The organism is Aliisedimentitalea scapharcae (assembly GCF_045277565.1).
Taxonomy (GTDB): domain Bacteria; phylum Pseudomonadota; class Alphaproteobacteria; order Rhodobacterales; family Rhodobacteraceae; genus Aliisedimentitalea; species Aliisedimentitalea scapharcae.
Genome location: NZ_CP123584.1, coordinates 3,348,599 through 3,371,514 on the forward strand (window position 1 = coordinate 3,348,599; position 22,916 = coordinate 3,371,514).

At 59.8% G+C, this 22,916-nt stretch carries 17 protein-coding genes; 14 read left to right on the plus strand and 3 right to left on the minus strand.

Annotated elements, in window-relative coordinates:
* The first annotated feature begins 99 nt into the window (after window positions 1-99).
* Window positions 100-567, plus strand: coding sequence for an Lrp/AsnC family transcriptional regulator (locus QEZ52_RS15655; protein WP_406645377.1), 468 nt, complete (start codon window positions 100-102; stop codon window positions 565-567).
* Entirely contained in the window at window positions 551-1,513 is a 963-nt protein-coding gene (locus QEZ52_RS15660) for a LysR family transcriptional regulator (RefSeq protein WP_406645378.1), read from the plus strand. Before QEZ52_RS15655 ends, QEZ52_RS15660 begins: the two co-directional genes overlap by 17 nt.
* 224 nt (window positions 1,514-1,737) lie before the next feature.
* Here QEZ52_RS15660 and dnaE read toward each other — a convergent pair whose 3' ends face one another.
* Window positions 1,738-5,253 (minus strand): DNA polymerase III subunit alpha, encoded by a 3,516-nt coding sequence (dnaE, locus tag QEZ52_RS15665; RefSeq protein WP_406645380.1) that lies wholly within the window; start codon window positions 5,251-5,253, stop codon window positions 1,738-1,740.
* A gap of 345 nt (window positions 5,254-5,598) precedes the next feature.
* Here dnaE and xdhA point away from each other — a divergent pair, with 345 nt between their 5' ends.
* The 10 genes from xdhA to QEZ52_RS15715 all read left to right on the plus strand — a co-directional run bounded on the left by xdhA (window position 5,599) and on the right by QEZ52_RS15715 (window position 17,450).
* The gene (gene xdhA / locus QEZ52_RS15670; protein ID WP_406645381.1) at window positions 5,599-7,005 is read left to right on the plus strand and encodes a xanthine dehydrogenase small subunit; all 1,407 of its coding nucleotides are present in this window, start codon (window positions 5,599-5,601) and stop codon (window positions 7,003-7,005) included.
* Entirely contained in the window at window positions 7,002-9,323 is a 2,322-nt protein-coding gene (gene xdhB, locus QEZ52_RS15675) for a xanthine dehydrogenase molybdopterin binding subunit (protein ID WP_406645382.1), read from the plus strand. Before xdhA ends, xdhB begins: the two co-directional genes overlap by 4 nt.
* Window positions 9,313-10,254 carry a xanthine dehydrogenase accessory protein XdhC gene (xdhC, locus tag QEZ52_RS15680; protein WP_406645384.1) on the plus strand — a complete coding sequence of 314 codons (942 nt, stop codon included), beginning with the start codon at window positions 9,313-9,315 and terminating at the stop codon, window positions 10,252-10,254. Before xdhB ends, xdhC begins: the two co-directional genes overlap by 11 nt.
* Entirely contained in the window at window positions 10,251-11,768 is a 1,518-nt protein-coding gene (locus QEZ52_RS15685) for an ABC transporter ATP-binding protein (RefSeq protein WP_406645386.1), read from the plus strand. The genes xdhC and QEZ52_RS15685 overlap by 4 nt, the downstream gene beginning before the upstream one ends.
* 123 nt (window positions 11,769-11,891) lie before the next feature.
* A complete protein-coding gene (locus tag QEZ52_RS15690) occupies window positions 11,892-12,974 on the plus strand; it encodes an ABC transporter permease (RefSeq protein WP_406645388.1) in 1,083 nt (360 codons plus the stop codon).
* A gap of 1 nt (window position 12,975) precedes the next feature.
* Window positions 12,976-13,896 carry an ABC transporter permease gene (locus tag QEZ52_RS15695; protein ID WP_406645389.1) on the plus strand — a complete coding sequence of 307 codons (921 nt, stop codon included), beginning with the start codon at window positions 12,976-12,978 and terminating at the stop codon, window positions 13,894-13,896.
* 96 nt (window positions 13,897-13,992) lie between these two features.
* Window positions 13,993-15,078, plus strand: a complete 1,086-nt coding sequence (locus QEZ52_RS15700) for a BMP family ABC transporter substrate-binding protein (protein ID WP_406645390.1) — start codon at window positions 13,993-13,995, stop codon at window positions 15,076-15,078.
* A gap of 229 nt (window positions 15,079-15,307) precedes the next feature.
* Window positions 15,308-16,384, plus strand: coding sequence for an NAD(P)/FAD-dependent oxidoreductase (locus QEZ52_RS15705; RefSeq protein WP_406645391.1), 1,077 nt, complete (start codon window positions 15,308-15,310; stop codon window positions 16,382-16,384).
* Window positions 16,384-17,040: a DUF938 domain-containing protein gene (locus QEZ52_RS15710; protein WP_406645392.1), complete on the plus strand. Its 657-nt coding sequence runs from the start codon at window positions 16,384-16,386 to the stop codon at window positions 17,038-17,040. The genes QEZ52_RS15705 and QEZ52_RS15710 overlap by 1 nt, the downstream gene beginning before the upstream one ends.
* Window positions 17,041-17,114: 74 nt before the next feature.
* Entirely contained in the window at window positions 17,115-17,450 is a 336-nt protein-coding gene (locus tag QEZ52_RS15715) for a carboxymuconolactone decarboxylase family protein (RefSeq protein WP_406645393.1), read from the plus strand.
* Window positions 17,451-17,570: 120 nt separating this feature from the next.
* Here the strand turns inward: QEZ52_RS15715 and QEZ52_RS15720 are convergent, their stop codons facing one another.
* Window positions 17,571-18,440, minus strand: coding sequence for a LysR family transcriptional regulator (locus tag QEZ52_RS15720; RefSeq protein WP_406650519.1), 870 nt, complete (start codon window positions 18,438-18,440; stop codon window positions 17,571-17,573).
* A 98-nt stretch (window positions 18,441-18,538) separates the two neighbouring features.
* Here QEZ52_RS15720 and QEZ52_RS15725 point away from each other — a divergent pair, with 98 nt between their 5' ends.
* Both QEZ52_RS15725 and QEZ52_RS15730 read left to right on the plus strand, forming a co-directional pair.
* Complete coding sequence (locus tag QEZ52_RS15725) at window positions 18,539-19,135, plus strand: HD domain-containing protein (RefSeq protein ID WP_406645394.1); 597 nt, start codon at window positions 18,539-18,541, stop codon at window positions 19,133-19,135.
* A gap of 171 nt (window positions 19,136-19,306) precedes the next feature.
* Window positions 19,307-20,059 carry a GH25 family lysozyme gene (locus QEZ52_RS15730; protein ID WP_406645395.1) on the plus strand — a complete coding sequence of 251 codons (753 nt, stop codon included), beginning with the start codon at window positions 19,307-19,309 and terminating at the stop codon, window positions 20,057-20,059.
* Window positions 20,060-20,367: 308 nt separating this feature from the next.
* On the opposite strand, the gene QEZ52_RS15735 is transcribed toward QEZ52_RS15730, so the two are convergent.
* On the minus strand, window positions 20,368-22,875 hold the full coding sequence (locus QEZ52_RS15735; protein WP_406645396.1) for an FAD-dependent oxidoreductase: 2,508 nt from the start codon (window positions 22,873-22,875) through the stop codon (window positions 20,368-20,370).
* Window positions 22,876-22,916 lie beyond the last annotated feature (41 nt).

Below are 22,916 nucleotides of genomic sequence, written 5' to 3' on the forward strand. Positions count from 1 at the left end.
GCATCCTGGCACCAGGACCGACAAATGGTTTGCCCGTGACACGACAAGATGAATATTGTTTTGGAGATACCCCATCGTGATGAATTCTCTGGACCCGACATGACCACAATTACTGAAATGGATCGCAAGATCCTGCGTGCCCTGATGGAGGATGGACGTCAGCCCAACACTCAATTGGCTGAAACCGTCGGCCTGTCTCCCAGCCAGTGCTGGCAGCGGGTGCGCCGATTGGAAGAAGCAGGCATCATTGCGGGCTATCACGCACGGCTCAATCAGGAATTGATGGGAGTGCCCGAAATCGTGCTGGTGGAAATTACTCTGGAACGCAACGAAGGCTATCAGCTGGAACAGATCGGCCAGACTCTCGCCGAACTGCCCGAGGTGCTGGAGATGCATGTGACATCTGGCGAATTTGACCTGTTCATCAAGATCGCGGTCAGCGGCACCCGCGGCTACGAGGAGTTCCTGAAAAACAAGCTGTATCGGATCTCGGGCATTCGCCATTCCCGGTCGATTTTCTCGTTACGGTGTTTCAAGAACGAAATGTCCTATGTCCCGCACGGCTGACCCTAGCCTCAAGGCGCTGGAGGTGTTCCAGCTGGTGGCACGCCTTGGGTCGGTTCAGGCGGTGGCGGTTGAATCCGGGCTGTCGATCAGCACCGTGTCGCATCACCTGAAATCCCTTGAGGCGCAGGTGGGTGTCGCTCTGTTGGACCACAAACGCCGCCCCATGGTGCTGACGCCGCAGGGGGCCGTGTTCCTGAAATACGTCGAAGAGGCGCTGCGTCTGATCCGCAAGGCCCGGTCCGAGGCCGTGGCAGGGGATACGATCGGCGTACGGTCCCTTCGGCTGGGGTTGATCGAAGATTTCGACAGCGACATCGCCCCGCAGCTGGCCGTGCAATTGGCCGAAACAATGCCATTCTGTGACTTTTCACATTTCACCCGCCCCAGCCATGACATCTTGCACCTGCTGCGCAACAGGCGCATTGACATCGGTCTGGCCTCGCGCCCGGTCGAAACGGTGAGCGACCTGCAGGAAAGCCAGATGCTGCGCGATCCTTTTGTATTGGCGTTGCCCGTCGGATACCACGCCACCCCAGAGGCGACGCTGGCCGGGGACACCGACCTGCCCCTGCTGCGCTATAGCACCGGCCAGATCGTCAGTGGTCAGATCGAAGCCCATCTGCGTCGCCTGCGCCTGTCGCACCCGCAACGCTTTGAAATCGAGAGCAACCAGACCATCATGGCAATGATTGCCGCCGGGGCCGGTTGGGCGATCACAACGCCGTTGTGCTACATGCGCGCCAAACGATTCCAGGGACAGGTCCGCCTGCACCCGTTTCCAGGCAAAGGATTCGCCCGTTACATTTCCCTTTTTGCCTCGCCCGAATGTTCCGAACCGATGGCGACCATGGTCGGTGCTGCGCTGCGGTCCTTGCTCGAGCGCAACGTGGTACGCCCGTTGACCGATGACCACCCCTGGCTGTGCGACAGTTTCCGGATGCTGTGAGCACGGCCATGCCTCACAAGGCCGGGGGCGCTGCCCCCGTCGCGCGCTGCGCGACTCCCCCGAGGTATTTTTGACCAGAAAGAAACAGGAGCGATGCGCATCAAATGCAGCTGGCATCGCCGCCCAAAATCGCCGCGACGGGGCAAAGCTGTGATCCGATCCGCAGATTCACCGTGACGGTCACGAGCAGGCGGGCGATGTCCAGCTCGGTCCGCTTTGATCTGTCAGACCTCTTCCACCTCCAGCACCCCATCCAGCGATTTGATCGCGCCCTTGATCTGCGGGTTGATCGGGAATCTTGACCCCAGCTCCATCTCGACATCTCCGGGCAGACCCGGATCCTGCAGCATCATGAACACCTCGCCCCGTGCGCTGCGCGACGCGGATTGGGCTGCGTCCTGAAGAACCCGCGCAACGGTCGGGATCGCCAGCGCGTCCGAGATATAGATCTTGAGGTTTGACGTCCCAGCATCCGCGGTCACCGCATCCACCGGGCCCACAGAGCGCGCCAACAGTTTCAGTTGATCGGATTCCATCGTCGCCTCGGCCGTCACCACGACCTTGGCTCCGGTTTCCAGATAGTCGCGGCATTTCTCCAATGCCTCGGAAAACAGAGTCACTTCGTAGGCACCGGTGGTATCGGACAATTGGGCAAAGGCAAACCGATTGCCACGCGCCGATTTGCGTTCCTGCCGCCCGGCAACCACCCCCGCCAGCTTGACCAGAATTGGCCCTCCGCGTTCGGCTTTGACCATCACTTCGTCCAGCGTCAGCACCTTTTTGCGCCGCAGCGCTACCATATAGTCGTCCAGCGGATGCCCCGAGAGATAGAAACCGATGGCCTTGAACTCTTCGCCCAGCCGTTCGGCCGGCAACCAGTCGGGCACCGGAGCGAACCGCGGTTCAGGCAGGTCATCCCCCGCTTCGCCAAACAGCGATACCTGGTTCGAATTCTTCTGTTCAAAGATCGCCGCCGAATAATTGACCAGCCCATCCAGGCTCTCGAACACCCGACGTCGGTTCGGGTCAAGCTGGTCAAAGCCCCCGGCCCGCGCCAGCATTTCCAGCGGCCGCTTGCCAACCTTTTTCAGATCCACCCGCCGCGCCAAATCAAAAAGCGTGGCAAAGGGGCGGTCGTGGCCTTCATCCCGGCGGCCCTGCACGATCAGGTTCATCGCCTCAAGGCCCACGTTCTTCAGCGCGCCCAGCGCATAAACCAGCTCTCCGTCCACCACATTGAACGTCGCCAGCGACCTGTTCACGCAGGGTGGCACATATTTCAGGCTCAACCCCTTGCGGACCTCTTCGAAATAAATCGCCAACTTGTCCGTCAGGTGGATATCGCAATTCATCACACCAGCCATGAATTCAACCGGGTGATTGGCCTTGAGCCAGGCGGTCTGATAGCTGACCACCGCATAGGCCGCTGCGTGGGATTTGTTGAACCCGTAGTTGGCAAATTTCTCGAGCAGGTCAAAAACCTCGGACGCCTTTTTCGCAGGTACGCCGTTTTCGGCGGCACCCTTTTCAAATTTGGGCCGTTCGGCGTCCATCGCCTCTTTGATCTTTTTCCCCATCGCCCGGCGCAGCAGATCAGCGCCGCCGAGACTATAGCCCGCCATCACCTGGGCGATCTGCATCACCTGTTCCTGATAGACGATGATGCCCTGGGTCTCTTCCAGGATGTGATCGATCAGCGGATGGACCGAGGTGATCTCCTTGAGCCCGTTTTTCACCTCGCAATAGGTCGGAATGTTCTCCATGGGCCCCGGACGATACAGCGCCACCAACGCCACGATGTCCTCGATACAGGTGGGTTTCATCCGTTTCAGCGCATCCATCATCCCGGTGGATTCCACCTGGAACACGGCGACCGTCTTGGCCGAGGAATACAGCTTGTACGACGCTTCGTCATCCAGCGGGATGGCGTTGATTTCGTTCACCGCGCCTTCGGGCGGATCGTACAGCTCGGTCCCGTCTTCGGCGATATGCAGATCGCGACCCGAATGGCGGATCAGATCGACAGCATTCTGAATGACGGTCAGGGTTTTCAACCCCAGAAAGTCGAATTTGACCAACCCGGCCTGTTCCACCCATTTCATGTTGAACTGGGTCGCGGGCATGTCGGATTTGGGATCCTGATAAAGCGGCACCAGCGCATCCAGCGGACGATCGCCAATCACCACACCGGCCGCGTGGGTCGACGCGTTGCGCAACAACCCTTCAACCTGCTGACCATAGGTCAACAGCCGATCCACAACCTCTTCGTTCTGGGCCTCTTCGCGCAAACGCGGTTCGTCCTGCAACGCCTTTTCGATGCTGACGGGTTTGACGCCTTCGACCGGGATCATCTTGGACAGGCGATCGACCTGGCCATAGGGCATCTGCAGCACCCGGCCAATGTCGCGCACCGCCGCCTTGGACAGCAGCGCACCAAAGGTGATGATCTGGCCGACCTTGTCGCGGCCATATTTCTGCTGCACGTATTTGATCACCTCTTCGCGGCGATCCATGCAAAAGTCGATGTCAAAGTCGGGCATCGACACCCGTTCGGGGTTCAGGAACCGTTCGAACAGCAGGCTGTACCGCAAAGGATCCAGATCGGTGATGGTCAGCGCATAGGCCACCAAGCTGCCCGCCCCCGACCCCCGACCAGGTCCCACCGGAATATTCTGATCCTTGCCCCATTGGATAAAGTCCGCAACGATCAGAAAGTACCCCGGGAACCCCATGCCTTCGATGATATCCAGCTCAAAATCCAGGCGCTTCTGGTACTCTTCGACGCTCACCGCATGGGGAATGACGGCCAGACGCTTTTGCAGCCCCTCATTGGCGATGCGGCGCAGTTCGGCGACCTCATCATCGGCAAACTTGGGCAGGATCGGATCCCGGCGATAGGCCATAAAGGCGCAGCGTTTGGCAATTTCCACCGTATTCTCGATCGCTTCGGGCAGATCGGCAAACAGGGTGACCATTTCCTGCTGGGTCTTGAAATAATGCTGCGGCGTCAGGCGGCGGCGGCCTTCCTGCTGGTCCACATAGGCGCCTTCGGAAATACAGATCAGCGCGTCATGCGCCTCGTACATCTTTTCGGCTGGAAAATAGACGTCATTGGTCGCCACCAGCGGCAGATCCATGGCATAGGCCATTTCCACATGGCCGCGTTCAGTCAGGCGTTCGGCCTCCGGCTGACCACCCTCGCCCGGATGGCGCTGCAATTCCACATACAATCGATCAGGGAACATGGCTTTCAGGCGCTGCATCAGGTCTTCGGCTGCGGGGCGTTGACCCTGTTGCAACAGCTTGCCCACAGGGCCATTCGGCCCCCCAGTCAGACAGATCAACCCTTCGGATCGGTCGTCCAGTTCCTCCAGCGTGACCTGCGGCAGCTGCCCGCCCTTGTCCACATACAGACAGGACGACAGTTTCATCAGGTTCTCATACCCGGCCTCGCTCTGCGCCAGCAACACCATCGGTGCAGGCTGCTTCGGCTTCCCACCCGGTTCCGGCTGCTGGAATGTCACATCCACCTGACACCCCAGAATGGGCTGGATACCCGCCCCGCTGAGCGAGACAGAAAACTCCAGTGCCGCAAACATGTTGTTGGTGTCGGTCACCGCAATGGCCGGCATCTCGGCCTGCTTGCACAGATCCGGTAGTTTCTTGAGCCGAACCGCGCCTTCAAGCAGCGAGTATTCGGTGTGGGTGCGCAGGTGAATGAATCGGGGAGAGCTGGTCATGATCGACAGATTAACCCGGCCCGGCCAGCAGAGGAAAGCGCTTCCTTACCCCTGCACATCGAAAAAGAATCCGCGCGCATTATTCGGATCTGTTTGAAAGTGCTTAATGCCCACCCATATCCCATACAACGTTAACCTTTTGGTACCAAAAGACAAACCAACGCCTCTTCTGTGCAGCTTTTATCTGATTTTTGGCAAATTACTGCACCGCAGAGCGACTTTTCCTTGCCAGATCCCCGCCGGTCTTTCTACTTTGATCTCAATCAAATGCCCGCTCTGGCTTCTACGTCGCATCGAAGGAGAGCATCACAAGGGCGCAACGGGGTAACGCGACGGGTCACACACATGACAATCACCTTTCTTCTGAACGGAGAGAGAGTAGAGCTGACGGATCCCGATCCGACGGCCACGCTGCTGGATTGGCTGCGCGAGGACCGCGGCCTGACCGGCACCAAGGAAGGCTGCAACGAAGGCGACTGCGGTGCCTGCACCGTCATGATCACCGATCAGGACGGTGCCAAGGCCCTGAACGCGTGCATTCTGTTTCTGCCACAGCTAAACGGCAAGGCGGTGCGCACCGTCGAAGGCGCAGCCGGGCCAGACGGCGACCTGCACCCTGCCCAGACCGCCATGATCGACCTGCACGGCAGCCAATGCGGGTTCTGCACGCCCGGTTTCGTCATGTCGATGGTCGCCAGCCACGCGAATGGCACCACCGACCATGACACCCAATTGGCCGGCAACCTGTGCCGCTGCACGGGCTACGCCCCGATTATCCGGGCTGCCAAAGCCACAGAAAACGCCCCGGTCCCAACATGGATCCAGGATGATAGCTCCTTCATCTTGCCAGAAAAACTCCGGGGGGAGGCTGCAAGCCGGGGGGCGGAGCCCCCAGCACCCCTCTATACCCCACGCAACGCCGATGAATTGGCCCAGGCCTATTCCCAACACCCCGACGCCACGCTGGTCGCAGGTGCAACGGATGTGGGTCTTTGGGTCACCAAACAGCTGCGCGATCTGGACCCGGTGATTTTCCTTAGTGGCTGTGACGACCTCAAAACGATTGACGCCACCGATGACACCATCACCTTTGGTGCCATGGTGAATATGAACCAGATGCGCGATGTGATCGAACCGCTGCACCCCTCTTATGGGGAAATGATCCGTCGCTATGCCAGCGTTCAGGTTCGCAATGCGGCCACGGTGGGGGGCAACATCGCCAATGGCTCTCCCATCGGGGACAACCCGCCCGCGTTGATCGCCCTGGGGGCAACACTGCATCTGCGCAAGGGAGAGACCGCGCGCAGCTTGCCGCTCGAAGATTTCTTTATCGACTATGGCAAACAGGACCGCGCGCCGGGTGAATTCGTGACCGCAGTCAGCATCCCGCGTCAGGTCGATGTGCTGAAAACCTACAAACTCTCCAAACGCTTTGATCAGGACATTTCGGCCGTGCTCGGCGCATTCAACATCATAGTTGAAAACGCAACCATAACTGCGGCCCGCATCGCCTTTGGCGGCATGGCCGGCACTCCGAAACGGGCCACCCATGTGGAACAGGCGCTGGTCGGCCAGCCCTGGACAACAGAGACGATCGCCACCGCTCAGGCCGAATTTGACAAGGATTATACACCGATGAGCGACATGCGGGCCTCGGCCGAATACCGGCTGGAAACAGCCCGCAACATGTTGGCCCGCTATTTTGCCGAGATGAACGGCGATCTGGCGTCCGTTCTGGAGGTCGCGGTATGAACGTTCTGTCAAAGACGAACATGGGCCAAGTCGCGAAACCCCTGCCCCATGATGCCGCAAAGCTGCATGTGACCGGCACCGCGCGATACGTGGATGACATCCCAACGCCGCGCGGGTGTCTGCATCTGGCTTTTGGCCTCTCCCCCATCGCCAAGGGCATCATTACCGCGATGGACCTGGACGCTGTTCGATCCAGCCCCGGAGTGGTCGCTGTCCTGACCGCCGATGACCTGCCCTTTGCCAATGACGTGTCGCCTTCGGCCCATGATGAACCGCTGCTGTCGGACGGTACGGTCAACCATCTGGGCCAGCCGGTGTTCCTGGTCGTGGCAACCAGCCATCGCGCTGCCCGGGTTGCGGCACGCAAGGGGCAGATCGACTATCAAGAACAGGACGCCCTGCTGACGCTGGATCAGGCACTGGCCGCAGACTCTCGGTTTGAAGAAGGCCCGCGCATCTATGAAAAAGGTGACGCCGCCGCCGCCATCGACGCCGCGCCGCGTGTGGTTGAAGGACAGTTCGAGCTGGGCGGTCAGGAACATTTCTATCTCGAAGGTCAGGCCGCATTGGCGCTGCCGCAGGAAGGCGGCGACATGCTGGTGCATTCCTCGACCCAGCACCCGACCGAGATCCAGCACAAAGTGGCCGAAGGCATCGGCGTGCCGATGCATGCCGTGCGCGTCGAAACCCGGCGCATGGGCGGGGGGTTTGGCGGCAAGGAAAGCCAGGGCAATGCGCTGGCCGTATCCTGCGCCATCGCAGCCCGTCTGACCGGTCAGCCCTGCAAGATGCGTTATGATCGCGACGACGACATGACCATCACCGGCAAACGCCATGCCTTTCGCATTACCTATCGCGCCGGGTTTGACGAGGACGGACGGGTTCAGGGTGTCGAATTCCTGCATCTGGTCAACTGCGGCTGGGCTCAGGATCTGTCGCTGCCCGTGGCCGACCGCGCCATGCTGCATTCGGACAATGCCTACTTGATCCCCGCCATGCGGATCGAAAGCCACCGACTGAAGACCAACCTGCAAAGCGCCACCGCCTATCGCGGCTTTGGCGGGCCACAGGGGATGGTCGGGATCGAACGGGTGATGGATCACATCGCCCATGATCTGGGCGTTGATCCGGTAGAGCTGCGCCAGCGCAACTATTATGCGGCACCGGATCAGGCCGGGCCCGACAACACCACGCCCTATGGCCAACGGGTCGAGGATTTCGAACTGCACGCGATCACTGCGCAACTGTTGGAGAGCAGCGATTATGCCGCCCGCAAGGCCGACATTGCAGCATGGAACGCCGGTCAGGACCGGTTTGCCCGTGGCATTGCCTTTTCGCCGGTGAAATTCGGGATTTCCTTTACCCTCACCCATCTGAACCAGGCCGGCGCTTTGGTGCACGTCTATCAGGACGGGTCGGTGCATCTGAACCATGGTGGCACCGAAATGGGTCAGGGCCTGTTCCAGAAGGTGGCCCAGGTCGCCGCCAGCCGCTTTGGCATCCCGCTGGACAAGGTAAAGATTACCGCCACAGACACCGCCAAAGTGCCCAATACTTCGGCCACGGCCGCCTCTTCGGGATCGGACCTGAACGGCATGGCGGTCCAAGCCGCCTGTGACACGATCCGCGACCGGATGGCCAACTTTCTGGCCGAACGCTATCAGACCGCAGTGGCGCAGATCCGGTTCGAGGACGGCACCGTCCATATCGGCGATGAGCTCATCAGCTTTGATGAGGCGGCAAGCCTTGCCTATCAGGGTCGGATCAGCCTGTCGGCCACCGGGTTCTACAAAACACCCAAGCTGGAGTGGGACCGCATCCAGGGACGCGGGCGGCCGTTCTTCTACTTTTCCTACGGGGCGTCTGTGACCGAAGTGGTTGTCGACCGTCAGACCGGAGAAAACCGCATTCTGCGCACAGACATTCTGCATGATGCGGGGGCCTCGCTGAACCCGGCGCTGGACATCGGCCAGGTCGAAGGGGCCTATGTTCAGGGCGCTGGCTGGCTGACCACAGAGGAACTGGTGTGGGACGACCGGGGCGCGCTGCGCACCCATGCCCCCAGCACCTACAAGATCCCCGCCTGTTCGGATCGCCCTGACGTGTTCAACGTGGCGCTATATGACGGGGAAAACCGCGAAAACACCATCTATCGCTCCAAAGCCGTGGGCGAGCCGCCCTTTATGCTGGGGATTTCTGCCTGGCTGGCCCAAAGCGCGGCTGTTGCGGCCTTAGGCGACGCCTATCCAGCGATGGACGCACCCGGCACCGGCGAAGAGGTCTGGCGCGCCATTCGGAGGGTGCGTGATGGGATTTGATCTGAGCGATTTGCAGACCGCCGTGGCCGAGCATGGCCAGGTCACCCGCGTGGTGATCGCCGACATTCGCGGGTCCTCCCCCCGCGAAGTCGGCGCGGCGATGTTGGTCTGGGACAGCGGGCAATCCGGTACGATCGGTGGCGGTGCGTTAGAGTTCGAAGCGGCCGAAACCGCACGCCGACAGACACAACCGACTGTATTGAGCCGTCATGCCTTGGGGCCGGATCTGGGTCAATGCTGTGGCGGGGCTGTGGTGCTGCTGAGCGAGATCTACGATGTCACGCGGGTCGCGGCCCTGGACCAGGAAGTGATTGTCCGACCAACGACCACCGGCACAACCGACATCCCGCTGTCTGTACAGCGTCTGTTGAACGTGGCGCGCGGGTCGGGGCTGCCGCCCGAACCACAGTTGGTTGATGGTTGGATGGTGGAACCCGTGCATAAACCCAACCGCCCCGTGTGGGTCTGGGGTGCGGGACATGTGGGCCGCGCCGTGGTTGATGTTCTGGCCCCGATGCCGGATCTGTCCGTCACCTGGATCGACACCGGCCCAGAGCGGTTCCCCGACAAAATCCCGGCCGGCGTCACATCATTGCCCGCAGTTCAGCCTGCGGCATTGATGCGCCATGCCCCTGAAAATGCGGAACATTTGATCCTGACCTATTCCCATGCCCTGGATCTGGAGCTATGCCATCAGGCGTTGCTCAGAGGGTTCTCATTTGCGGGTGTGATCGGGTCCAAAACCAAATGGGCGCGTTTCCGGTCGCGTCTGGCGGCATTGGGTCACTGCCCGATGACCGTTGACACACTCACCTGCCCGATCGGGGACCCGTCCCTGGGCAAGCACCCACAGCAAATCGCCATCGGCGTGGCTGCGCAGATGTTGCGTCCCGCCCTGCACGTCCAAATGAAAAAGGAGAGCCACGCGTGAATACTCCCCTGCTAAGCCTGAAAGGGCTGACCAAGGCCTATCCCGGTGTGGTCGCAAATGACACTGTTTCCTTTGACATCGGTGCCGGCGAAGTCCACGCGCTGCTGGGGGAAAACGGCGCCGGTAAATCGACACTGGTCAAGATGATCTATGGTCTGGTCAAACCCGACAGCGGCGTGATGGAACTGCGCGGGCAACCCTATGCCCCCGCCGAACCCCGCCAGGCCCGTGCCGACGGCATCGCCATGGTGTTCCAGCATTTTTCGCTGTTCGACGCGCTGAACGTGGCCGAAAACATCGCGTTGGGGATGGAGAACCCACCCCATATGCGCGATCTTGCCGCCCGGATCCGCGAAGTGTCGGAAACCTATGGGCTGCCGCTGGACCCGTTTCGCACGGTGGGTGACCTGTCTGCCGGTGAACGCCAGCGGGTGGAAATCATTCGCTGTCTGCTCCAGGATCCCAAACTGTTGATCATGGACGAACCGACATCCGTGTTGACCCCACAAGAGGTCGACATCCTGTTCCAGACCTTGCAGAAACTGCGCTCCGAAGGCACGTCGATCCTGTATATCAGCCACAAGCTGGAGGAGATCCGCACCCTGTGTGACCACGCCACCATTTTGCGACTGGGCAAGAATGTGGGCGAATGCACGCCGTCGGAAACCTCGGCCCGGGACATGGCCGAGCTGATGGTGGGCACGGCATTGCAGACCCCGGAACGGGGCGGGCGTGACTTTGGCGACGTGGCAATGGATATTTCCGGTCTGTCGGTTCCCTCACCTTCGGCCTTTGGCACTGCGCTGAAGAACGTGCATATGACAGTGCGCAAGGGCGAAATTCTGGGCATTGGTGGCGTGGCCGGCAATGGGCAGGATGAATTGCTGATGGTGCTGTCGGGCGAAACCCTGACAGAGGCCGACGCGGTCAAGCTGCACGGCGGTCCCATCGGGCGAACGGGGCCAACAGAACGGCGCAAGCTGGGTGTGCTGGCTGCCCCCGAAGAACGTCTGGGCCATGCGGCCGCGCCGGATATGAGCCTGACAGAAAATGCGATGCTGACCGGATCGGTGCGCGAAAATCTGGAGACCAACGGGTTCCTGAATTGGACTGCGGCACAGGTGTTCGCAGAAAAAATCATCGCCGATTTTGACGTCCGCACCCCTGGCCCCGCCAATTCGGCGCGGTCGCTGTCGGGCGGCAATTTGCAGAAATTCGTGATTGGTCGCGAAGTGTTGCAGCGTCCCGAAGTGCTGATCGTAAACCAGCCGACCTGGGGCGTTGACGCCTCTGCCGCAGCGTCGATCCGGCAGTCGCTTCTGGATTTGGCCGCCAAGGGCTGTGCCGTCATCTGTATCAGCCAGGATCTGGACGAACTGATGGAGATCGCCGACAGCTTTGCCGCGCTGAACGAAGGCCGCCTGAGCGCTCCGCGTTCGACCACCGGGCTGACCGTCGATGAAATCGGTCTGATGATGGGTGGTGCGCACGGCATGGAGGTGGCCCATGTCTAAGAGCCGCTAAGGAAAAGATTCCGACACTGGTCAAGATACGGTCTGAGCGACCGCCTGACCAACCAAAGTGTCAACCAAATACGGGCCACGGGCCCGAACAAGAAAAACGACAGGGGTAACATTATGATCGTTTTGGAAAAACGACCGCAGTCTTCGCGGGCCTGGTCGATGGCAACGCCCTTGGTGGCGGTGCTGGCGACCATGATCATGGGCGGAATTCTGTTTGCCGTACTGGGAAAGAACCCGGTCGAGGCGATCCGCACCATTTTCTGGGAACCGCTATTTGGCGAGTTCGCCTTTTATTATCGTCCGCAACTGCTGGTCAAAGGCGCGCCACTGATCCTGATTGCTATTGGGCTGTCCCTGGGCTTTCGCGCCGGGATCTGGAACATTGGTGCCGAAGGGCAATACATCATGGGCGCCATCTGTGGCGCGGGGGCTGGTCTGGCGTTCTATCCGCTCGAAGCGTTTTACATCTTTCCGATCATGGTGATTGCAGGCGCTTTGGGGGGCTGGATCTGGGCCATGATCCCGGCCTTTCTCAAGGTGCGGTTCGGGACCAACGAAATCCTGGTGTCGCTGATGCTGGTCTATGTGGCGGAACAGATGCTCGCGTCCGTGTCGCTGGGCCTGCTCAAGAACCCCGAAGGGTTCGGCTTTCCCGGCTCGCGCAATCTGCAATCCTGGGATAGTGCCCACAACGCAGAACTCATCGCGGGTTCCGGCATGCATTGGGGCGTGGTCACAGCCTTTATCGCGGTGATTTTTGCCTATGTGCTGCTCAACCGTCACATGCTGGGCTTTCACATCCGCCTGACCGGCGAAGCGCCCCGTGCGGCCAAATTCGCAGGTGTCAAACCCGCCCGGCTGATCCTGTTCTGTCTGGGCATGTCGGGTGCCTTGGCCGGTCTGGCCGGTATGTTCGAAGTCGCGGGCCCGTCCGGTCAGATCTCCATCGACTTTAACGTCGGGTATGGCTTTACCGCGATCATCGTGGCCTTTCTGGGTCGTCTGCACCCTGTCGGTATCCTGCTGGCCGGTCTGCTGATGGCGCTGACCTATATCGGCGGTGAAATCGCCCAGGGCAGCCTCGGCCTGCCTGCGGCTGCGATCCAGGTGTTCCAGGGGATGCTGTTGTTCTTTCTGCTGGCATTGGATCTGTTGACCAATTTCCGCATCGCTATTCGCAAAACTGAGGTGGCCTGATATGGATCTGAGTGCAATTAATCCCGTCCTGCTCATTGCCTCTCTCATGGTGGCTGCAACCCCGATCCTGTTGGCCGCAATTGGCGAATTGGTGGTGGAAAAAGCAGGTGTTCTGAACCTCGGTGTCGAGGGCATGATGATTGTCGGTGCCATCGCGGGCTTTGCCATCACGGTGGAAAGCGGCTCGCCTTTCCTAGGGTTTATCGCCGCCGCCATTGCCGGCGCGCTATTGTCGCTGCTGTTCGTGGTGTTGACCCAGGTGGCGCAGGCCAACCAGGTGGCATCCGGTCTGGCGTTGACCCTGTTCGGTCTGGGCCTCAGCGCCCTGATGGGCCAGGGATACGTCGGCATCAAACCGCCCGCGACGCCCAAGCTGGAGATCCCGCTGCTCAGCGACATTCCGGTTCTGGGGCCGATCCTGTTCAACCACGATCTGGTGCTGTACCTGGGCATCGCCCTGACGGCAGCGGTCTGGGCTGCGCTGAAATACACCCGCATGGGCCTGATCCTGCGCGCGGTGGGTGAAAACCACGATGCGGCCCACGCATTGGGGTACAAGGTGATCCGCATCCGCATCATGGCGATCATGTTTGGCGGTGCCTGTGCCGGTCTGGGTGGCGCATACATCAGCCTGATCCGGGTGCCGCAGTGGACCGAAGGCATGACCGCCGGTGTCGGCTGGATTGCCCTGGCGCTGGTGGTGTTTGCCAGTTGGAAACCATGGCGTGCGCTTTTGGGTGCCTATCTGTTTGGCGGCGTTACGGTAATTCAGCTGAATCTACAGGCCGCAGGCGTTGCCATTCCGGTGGAGTATCTGGCAATGTCACCCTACCTGATCACGATTATCGTGCTGGTCATTCTTTCCGCGGACAAAAGCAGCGCACCTGCCGCGCTTGGCCGCAACTTCCACGCCTCCCGATAGCGGAGAGGCCAACCAACCGGCCTCCCGCATCTGCTGCGGGGGGTCTGATCCATGAACTGAACCTGATCCTAAAGAACAAAAATGGGGAGATCTTTGATGAAACTGACCAAACTGTTTACCGGCGCCGCCGTTGCGCTGGGTCTGGCCACCGGCCTAGGCACCGCAGCCATGGCGATGGACAAAACCAAAGTGGGCTTTGTGTATGTCGGGCCTGTCGGCGACGGCGGCTGGACCTATGAACACAACAAGGGCCGTCTGGCTGTTGAGGCGGAATTCGGCGACAAGGTCGAAACCGTATTCGTTGAATCCGTGCCCGAAGGTCCCGACGCAGAACGCGTGATGACCCAGATGGCGCTGCAGGGTGCCGACCTTATTTTTACCACGTCGTTTGGCTATATGGATCCCACGATCAACGTGGCCAAGAAGTTCCCAAAGGTGAAATTCGAACACGCCACCGGCTATAAGCAGGCCGAAAACGTATCGGTCTATTCCGCCCGTTTCTATGAAGGGCGCGCCGTACAGGGCACCATCGCCGGTCACATGACCAAATCCAACATCATCGGCTATATCGGCTCTTATCCGATCCCCGAAGTGATCCGCGGCATCAATTCGGCCTATATCCACGCCCAAAAGGTCAACCCCGATGTCGAGTTCAAGATCATCTGGGCCTATACTTGGTTTGACCCGGCCAAAGAGGCCGACGCCGCTAAGGTTCTGATCGAACAGGGCGCCGACGTGATCCTGCAGCACACCGATTCCACCGCGCCCCAGGCCGCCGCACAGGCCGCAGGCAACGTGATCACCTTTGGTCAGGCATCGGACATGAGCGAATACGGCCCAATGCCGCGCGTCAGCTCGATCATTGATGACTGGGCCCCATATTACATCGCCCGCACCCAGGCGGTCATGGACGGTACATGGACATCTGTGAACACCTGGGACGGCATCGGTGCCGGCATGGTTGGCATCGGCGAGATTTCCGATGCGGTTCCTGCCGACGTCAAAGCAACCGCTCTGGCCCTGAAAGACGCTCTGGCGGATGGCTCTTACCACGCCTTCACCGGACCGCTGAAAAAGCAGGACGGCAGCGATTGGTTGGCAGAGGGTGAAACCGCAGACGACGGCACCCTGGCCGGCATGAATTTCTATGTCGAAGGTCTGGAAGGCGATATCCCGCAGTAAGGTATTTCGACTGAATGATTTGGGGCCTGCCGTTTGGCGGGCCCTTTTTCTTTGTTCGAACTAGCATCAGCCTGCCGCCCGATGCCCGAACGCCTTTCTCCCATCGGACCCGGCCAGCAACGACATTTGCGCTTTTCCTCATTTTGGGGACATGTCATGGTCGCGGATCACGACAACGTCCCCCGTCGCGGGAGGCCGGAAACGGATTGAACTGAATTGGGATTTTGACATGACAAGTTTCATTGTCATCGGCGGCGGCATCGCCGGAGTGAGTGCCGCAGCACGCCTGTCTGAACACGCACAAGTGGTTGTTCTGGAACAGGAAGACGCGCTGGCCTATCACGCATCAGGCCGATCGGCCGCCATGTTCGAAGAGAATTACGGTGCCCCTTCGACGCTGGCCCTGAACCGGGCCAGCGCCGAGTATCACCACACCAACAATGGCGGCTATCTGACACCGCGTGGGTTGATGCTGATCGCAGGGGAACAGGATCTTGCCCAGTTCAATGCAGACATCGACACCCTGCATCTGGCCCGGATATCCATAGACGAAGCCCGTGACATGGTGCCGATCCTCAACCCGAAAACCGTCACTCTGGCGGCCCGTCACGACGCTGCGCTGGACCTGGATACCGACCGCATGGTGCAGGATTTTGCCCGTGTGGTGCGCGCCAATGGCGGGCAGATCCTGACCCGCAAGCCGGTCAGCGCAATACAGCGCACGGACACCGGATGGCGGGTTGATGCCTCTGGCGACGTGTTCGAAGCCGACATGCTGATCAACGCCGCTGGCCCTTGGGCAGATGTGGTTGCGGACCTGGCGGGGATACGTCCGATCGGTATCACCCCGCTGCGCCGGTCCATGGCCCGCCTGCCCGCGCCCGGCGGTCATGACCTGCGTCATTGGCCCATGCTGATGGGTGTTGGTGAAACATGGTATGCCAAACCAGACGCGGGAAAGCTGCTGGTCTCCCCCGCCGAAGAAGACCTCGTCCCCCCCCACGACGCCTATGCCGATGACATGGTTCTGGCCGAAGGGCTGGCCCGGTATGAACAGATGGTGACCGAACCCGTGACCCGCGTCGAAACAAATTGGGCCGGTTTGCGCAGCTTTGCGCCTGACCGTGCGCTGGTCTTGGGCCCCGATCCGGACAATTCCGGCTTTGTCTGGTGCGCCGGTCAAGGCGGGTACGGATTTCAAACGGCCCCGGCCGGATCGCAATTGGTTGCGGATCTGGCATTGGGCCGCCCCACATCGCTGCCCGCCGACGTTATATCCATGCTCAGTCCTCGGAGGTTCCGCTGATGCCCCGCAGATCGGTTCCCACCTCCGCTTCGGTGGCACAAACGCAAGGCGACAAGATGATCGCGCCATCAGCCAGTCGAAATCGCACTGCAATCTGCGATCTGCTGGTTCAGATTGCCCCACCTGAAGGACTGGCCTTGGAACTGGCCAGTGGCACGGGACAGCATGTGGCGCTGTTTGCACAGCGTCTGCCCGGCCTCCGCTGGCAACCCACCGAGATCGACACCGCCCGACATCCCTCCATTCTGGCCCATGTCACCGACGCCGGTGTCTCCAATGTTCTGGAACCGGTGGCGGTGGATGCGACAGCCCCTGGATGGGGGCGCAAGCACTCGGGCCAATCGTTGATTGTTGTGATCAACCTGCTGCATCTGATTGCCGAATCCGAAGTCCAGACCCTGATCCGCGAAGCCGCCCAAGCGTTGGCACCAGGGGGGCGATTTGTCATTTATGGCCCCTTCCGTCAGGGCGGAGAATTGGTCAGCGACGCGGACCGCGCCTTTGACGCGAGCCTCACCGCGCATGATCCCGCGATTGGGTACAAGGATGACTTTGACACGATGGATTGGGTGCAGGATGCCGGTCTCGAGATGTCGCAGATCATCGAAATGCCAGCCAATAATCTTGCCCTGATCGCAGAAAAACCCGTGTTCTGATCTGAATCAAAGTGAACCAGACACCCGCTCCATACACATTCCCAAAACAAGATGTTATTGGAAGGATCTGCAACATGACATGGCAGGCGAAATTGAACGACACCCGCAAGGGGCTCAGAAACCTGAATGGTGCCATCCCGGAAACCGCGCAGGCCTTTGGCGGTTTGGGCAAAGCCGTCAAAACAGGAGGTGTGCTTGATTTCAAAACCAAGGAATTCGTGGCGCTGGGAATTGCTGTCGCAGATCGGTGTGAGCCGTGCATCTCGCTGCACATTGAAGCCCTGGTCAAATCCGGTGCCACCCGCGCCGAAGTGGCGGATGTCCTGGGCATGTGCATCCAGATGGGCGGAGGCCCTGCCATGATGTATGCAGCCAAGGCGCTGGAATGCTTTGACGAGCTGAACGCCTGACCAAGCCAGACAGAGGCAGCAAACGACCTTATTGTTCACCCTGCAACAGGCAAGATTTTTATCTAAAAATCTTGCCAAGAAAATTCCCAATTTTCTTGGATTCTTGGCTGACCGAAGCCGTCAGATTCGTGATCCGTTGCCTTTGGCGGGCCGGATCTGGCGCAGCCCCCGCATGACTTCCTGAATCGATGTCAGGTTTGGGTTCTCCGTCAGGTACAAAGCTTTGCAACTGAGCGACATCCGCTCTGCTCCCGTTACCTTGTGCAATCGCCCGCTTGCCAGGTGTTCGTCAATCATTGTCTCGGGAAAGAAGCCCATCCCTCCCCGTTTCAGCAAATAGCGCAGCCCCATCAACGCATTCCCCAACACGATATGCTGCTGGGACCGACCAGGCAATACGACCTGCAGTTGGGCATCATACTCGGGACCGAACTCGAGATTGATAAACAGCGGCAGGTCGCCAACACGCAGGTCCACCGGCCGATCGGCCACCAGATACAGTGTTTCGGGCGGGAATTCCTCGACGCCAAGGCGGGTGCCGGGCGGGGTTTCGTTGACGATGGCGATATCCAGCAATTGTTGCTCTACAGCCTGCCCCATGTTCAACGCGTGATCATAATTGATAACAAAAGGCACCTTGCCCTGATCCTGTTCCAACCAAACCGCCACATCCACCAGCAACGGATCCCAGATCGACAATTGCGAGCCCAGCCGCAGCGACACGCGCCCGCGCATGGCACCGGACAGATCCGCCCGGACCAGATCCCAGGTGCGCAACATTTGTTCGGCATAGGGCCGAAATTGGCGCCCTGCCGAGCTGAGCCGCGTTCCCCCCGGTCCGCGTTCAAACAGCTTGGCCTCCACCCCTGCTTCCAGACTTTTGATCCGGGCGCTCACCGCCGTTTGCGTGATGTTCAATTCGCCGGCAGCAGCATGGAAGCTGCCAGTTTGAACAATGGTGAGAAAGGTCTTGAGCGCGTTGATCTGCATCTGATACAATTTAATGATCAGATTGATAAAATCAATTCGTTTTCCTGCTCGATCAATAGGCCCTAGAGTGAGTCTCAATTCAAACAGAGGACGCGCACATGTTGGACAAAAGCCACAAGCCCACCTGGACCAGTTTCGAGAACGCAACCGAAGCGGATTGGCACGCCGTCATGGCCTATGAGGATGCTTATAACGCAGCCCTGCCCGACCGCATTCTGGACGCCATCCGGTCCCTGGACGAAGACTGGACCCCCTATCCGGTCAACCGGTTCCAGCACTGCCTGCAGGCCGCAACCCGTGCGCATGCGGACGGAGCGGATGACGAAATCATCGTTGCCGCGCTGGTGCATGATGTCGGTGACATCCTGTCGCCCTATAACCATGGCGAACTCTCCGCAGCCATGATGAAACCTTATGTGAGCGACAAAACCTATTGGATCCTCAAACATCACTGCGTGTTCCAGGGGTTTTACTACAATCACATTCTGGGGGGAGATCGTCACGCCCGCGACAAATACCGCGACAGCCCGTATTGGGAAGATTGCCGGTACTTCTGCGAAGTCTATGACCAATGCGCGTTCGACCCTGATTATCCCACCAAACCGCTCGAGTTTTTTGAGCCCATCCTGCGAAACCTTCTCTCCAAAGGGGACGGTCATATGGAGCTGGCCGAAACCGCACAGGACCAAGCCTGAGGAAAAACAACACCAGCCGGCGCGCAATGCGCGGGCTGGTGCTGCGGTGCCTTCACCGCCAATCGAGCGCAAAAAACCGCACATCTGCCCAACCCGTGGACAGGCATGGTTGATAAACCTGCCCCAAGAATGTGATCCTGATCCCAGTGAACGGTACCTGGAGGATCCTGAATGCGCGCGGTTTTGTCCCTAGTTTTGCTCCTGCTGTTGGCCCTTCCAGCCGCCGCACAGGTTCCACGTGGCCTGGGGGACAGCGACCCGGTTGATTTCAAGGGAAAGCCGCCCAGCCGCTATCCTGTTCACGGGATAGATGTCGCCCGCTTCCAGCCCCAGGTCGATTGGACCCAGGCCCGCAAGGCAGGAATAGATTTCGCGTTTATCAAGGCCACCGAAGGCGGGGACTTTCTGGACCCGATGTTCAAATCCCATTGGCGTGGCGCGGGACGCGCCAGAATCCTTCGCGGCGCGTATCACTTTTTCTATTTCTGCCGACCGGCTGCGGACCAGGCCCGTTGGTTCATCCGCAATGTCCCCAAGACCCGCGGCATGCTCCCGCCGGTTCTGGACATGGAATGGAACCCGTTTTCACCAACCTGCACAAAACGCCCCCATGGATCGGTTGTGCGACGGGAAGCCCAGATATTTCTGGACATGATCGAACGCCATTACGGTCAACGTCCGATCCTGTACACCACGCCTGAATTCTACCGTCAAACCGACATCGGGAAATTGAAGAACACGGAATTCTGGGTGCGATCAACGGCAAAAACCCCCGACCGCGCCTATCCGAAACAAAGCTGGCATTTCTGGCAATACAGCAGCACAGGCATCGTTCCCGGCATAGAGGGCGACGTGGATCTGAACGCTTTTGGCGGCAGCAAACGCCAATGGAAACGCTGGGTCGCCGCCCGTCAGAACCAATAGAGGATCGCGTGCGGTCATATGCGTGATCTTCGTCACGCACAGGCCCCCGACCGGATGCGACGCCAGTTACACCAGACCGGCGGACGATGTCACCGGGCGACAGCTGGAGGGCGCAATCGGGCTGCTGGAGCAAACGCATCCTGACCACACCCCGGTCTACCAACACCTGATGCTGCGCCCTGGCTCCCCGGCAAAGATCTGCATCTCTGAGTGTTCCCAGGTCCCGCCCGAATTTACGCATCATAATCCCACGAAAAAGGCCCCGGTCTGTCAACCGGGGCCCAGATACCAATCACAGGGTCGGGAAATCACCCGTCCTTGCGGATGACTTCGTTCTTGGGGTCATAGGGGCTGTCGCAGGTGACAACCGCATCCCACAGCTTGTCCTGGATCTTGACCTGCAATTTGGTGCCTTCGACCGCTTGCTCGGGTTTGACATAGCCCATACCGATGGATTTTTCAAAGGCCACCGAATAGCCACCCGAGGTCAGACGACCCACGCGCTCGCCTTCGGGCGTATAAAGCACCTCGCGGCCCCAGGGATCAGCATCGGCAGGGCCGTCGATCAACAGGGTGCAGCACTTTACGCGCACACCGGTCTCGACCAATTTGTCCTTGCCGTGGAACTCCTTGTTCAGATCCACGAAACGCGGCAGGTCGGCTTCGAGCGGGGTCGCGTCACGACCCAATTCGTTGCCAAACGCACGATAGGATTTCTCCTGACGCAGCCAGTTCTGCGCGCGGGCACCGACCAGCTTCATGCCGTGCTTTTCACCGGCTTTTTCCAGCAGATCGAACAGATAGTTCTGCATTTCCATCGGGTGGTGCAATTCCCATCCCAATTCGCCGGTATAGGCCACGCGAATGGCGTTCACCGGGCACATGCCCAATTCGATCTGACGCGCCGACAACCAGGGGAACCGCTTGTTTGACAGCGCCGTTTCCGGATCGGCATCGACGATCACCTCTTTCAGCACATCGCGCGATTTCGGGCCTGCGATGGCAAAAACGCCCCACTGGGTGGTGACATCCTGGATTTCGACGTATCCGAACTCTTCCATCTTGTCTTCGGCGGCTTTGCGCAGGAAGTCGGCGTCATATTCCGACCAGGCACCGGCGGACACGATGTAATAGTTGTTCTCGCCATTGCGCACGATGGTGTATTCGGTACGGGTGGTGCCGAATGCGGTCAGCGCATAGGTCAGGTTGATGCGCCCAACCTTGGGCAGCTTGTTGCAGGTGAACCAGTCCAGGAACTGGGTGGCACCGGGGCCCTTGACCACGTGCTTGGTGAACGCGGTGGCGTCGATCAGGCCGACGCCTTCGCGGATTGCCTTGGCTTCTTCGACAGCATGCTGCCACCAGCCACCCCGGCGGAAAGACCGCGCATCATGGTCAAAGTTTTCCGGCGCATCGACGGGACCGAAATAGTTGGGGCGTTCCCAGCCATTGACCCAGCCGAACTGTGCGCCACGGGCCTTTTGACGATCAAACGCGGGCGCAGTACGCAGCGGACGGGCCGCCGGGCGTTCTTCGTCCGGGTGGTGCAGGATATAGACGTGCTCATAGCACTCTTCGTTCTTGCGCGCTGCGAACTCGGTGGTCATCCAATTGGAGGAATACCGCTTGGGGTCGAGCGAGGCCATGTCGATTTCGGCTTCGCCATCGACCATCATCTGCGCCAGATAGTAGCCGGTGCCGCCCGCAGCGGTGATACCAAAGCTGAAACCTTCGGCCAGCCACATGTTGCGCAGACCCGGTGCCGGACCAACCAGCGGGTTGCCGTCTGGGGTATAGCAGATCGGGCCGTTGAAGTCGTCCTTGAGGCCGGATTCGGCACAGGACGGGACGCGTTCGGCCATTGCCATGTATTGATCCGCGATCCGGTCCAGATCCAGCGGGAACAGATCGGCCCGGAAGCTGTCCGGCACGCCGTGCTCGAACTGTGCGGGTGCGCCGCGTTCGTAGATGCCCAGGATCCAGCCGCCGCGCTCTTCGCGGGCATAGGATTCATTGTCGGCGTCGCGCACAACGGGATGCTCGGGGTTGCCGGCTTCACGCCATTTGACCAGCTCGGGGTCTTTGTCCATGACGATGAACGTGTGCTCGACCGGGATCGCGGGCATCTTGATACCCAACATTTTCGCGGTACGCTGAGCGTGGTTTCCGGACGCGGTCACGACGTGCTCGGCCGTGATCACCACCTGCTCGTCGGAGGGAATCAGGTTGCCGCCTTTTTCCACCATTTTGGTGCAGGTGACTTCCCAATGGGTGCCGGTCCAGTGGAAGGCATCGGCCTGCAGTTTGCGCACGATGTCGACGCCGCGCTGACGGGCCCCCTTGGCCATCGCCTGGGTCACGTCGGCCGGGTTAATATACCCGTCTTCGGTGTGATAGATTGCCCCCTTCAGGTCGCCGGTTTCGATCAGCGGCCAGCGCTCTTTGATCTGGTCCGGGGTCAGCCATTCATAGTCCACGTCGCAGGTTTCCGCGGTCGACGCATAAAGCATGTATTCGTCCATGCGTTCGTCCGTCTGCGCCATGCGCAGGTTGCCAACGACGGCAAACCCGGCGTTCAGCCCGGTTTCCTCTTCGAGGGTCTTGTAGAAATCCACCGAGTATTTGTGGATATGGGTGGTCGCATAGGACATGTTGAACAGCGGCAGCAGGCCAGCCGCGTGCCAGGTCGAACCCGACGTCAGCTCGTCGCGTTCGATCAACATAACATCGTCCCATCCCGCCTTGGCGAGGTGATACGCAATCGACGTGCCGACGGCACCACCGCCGACGACCAGTGCTTTGACTTGGGTTTTCATGGGCCCGCTCTCCGGATTCTAAAGATTCTTGGCTATGGTTA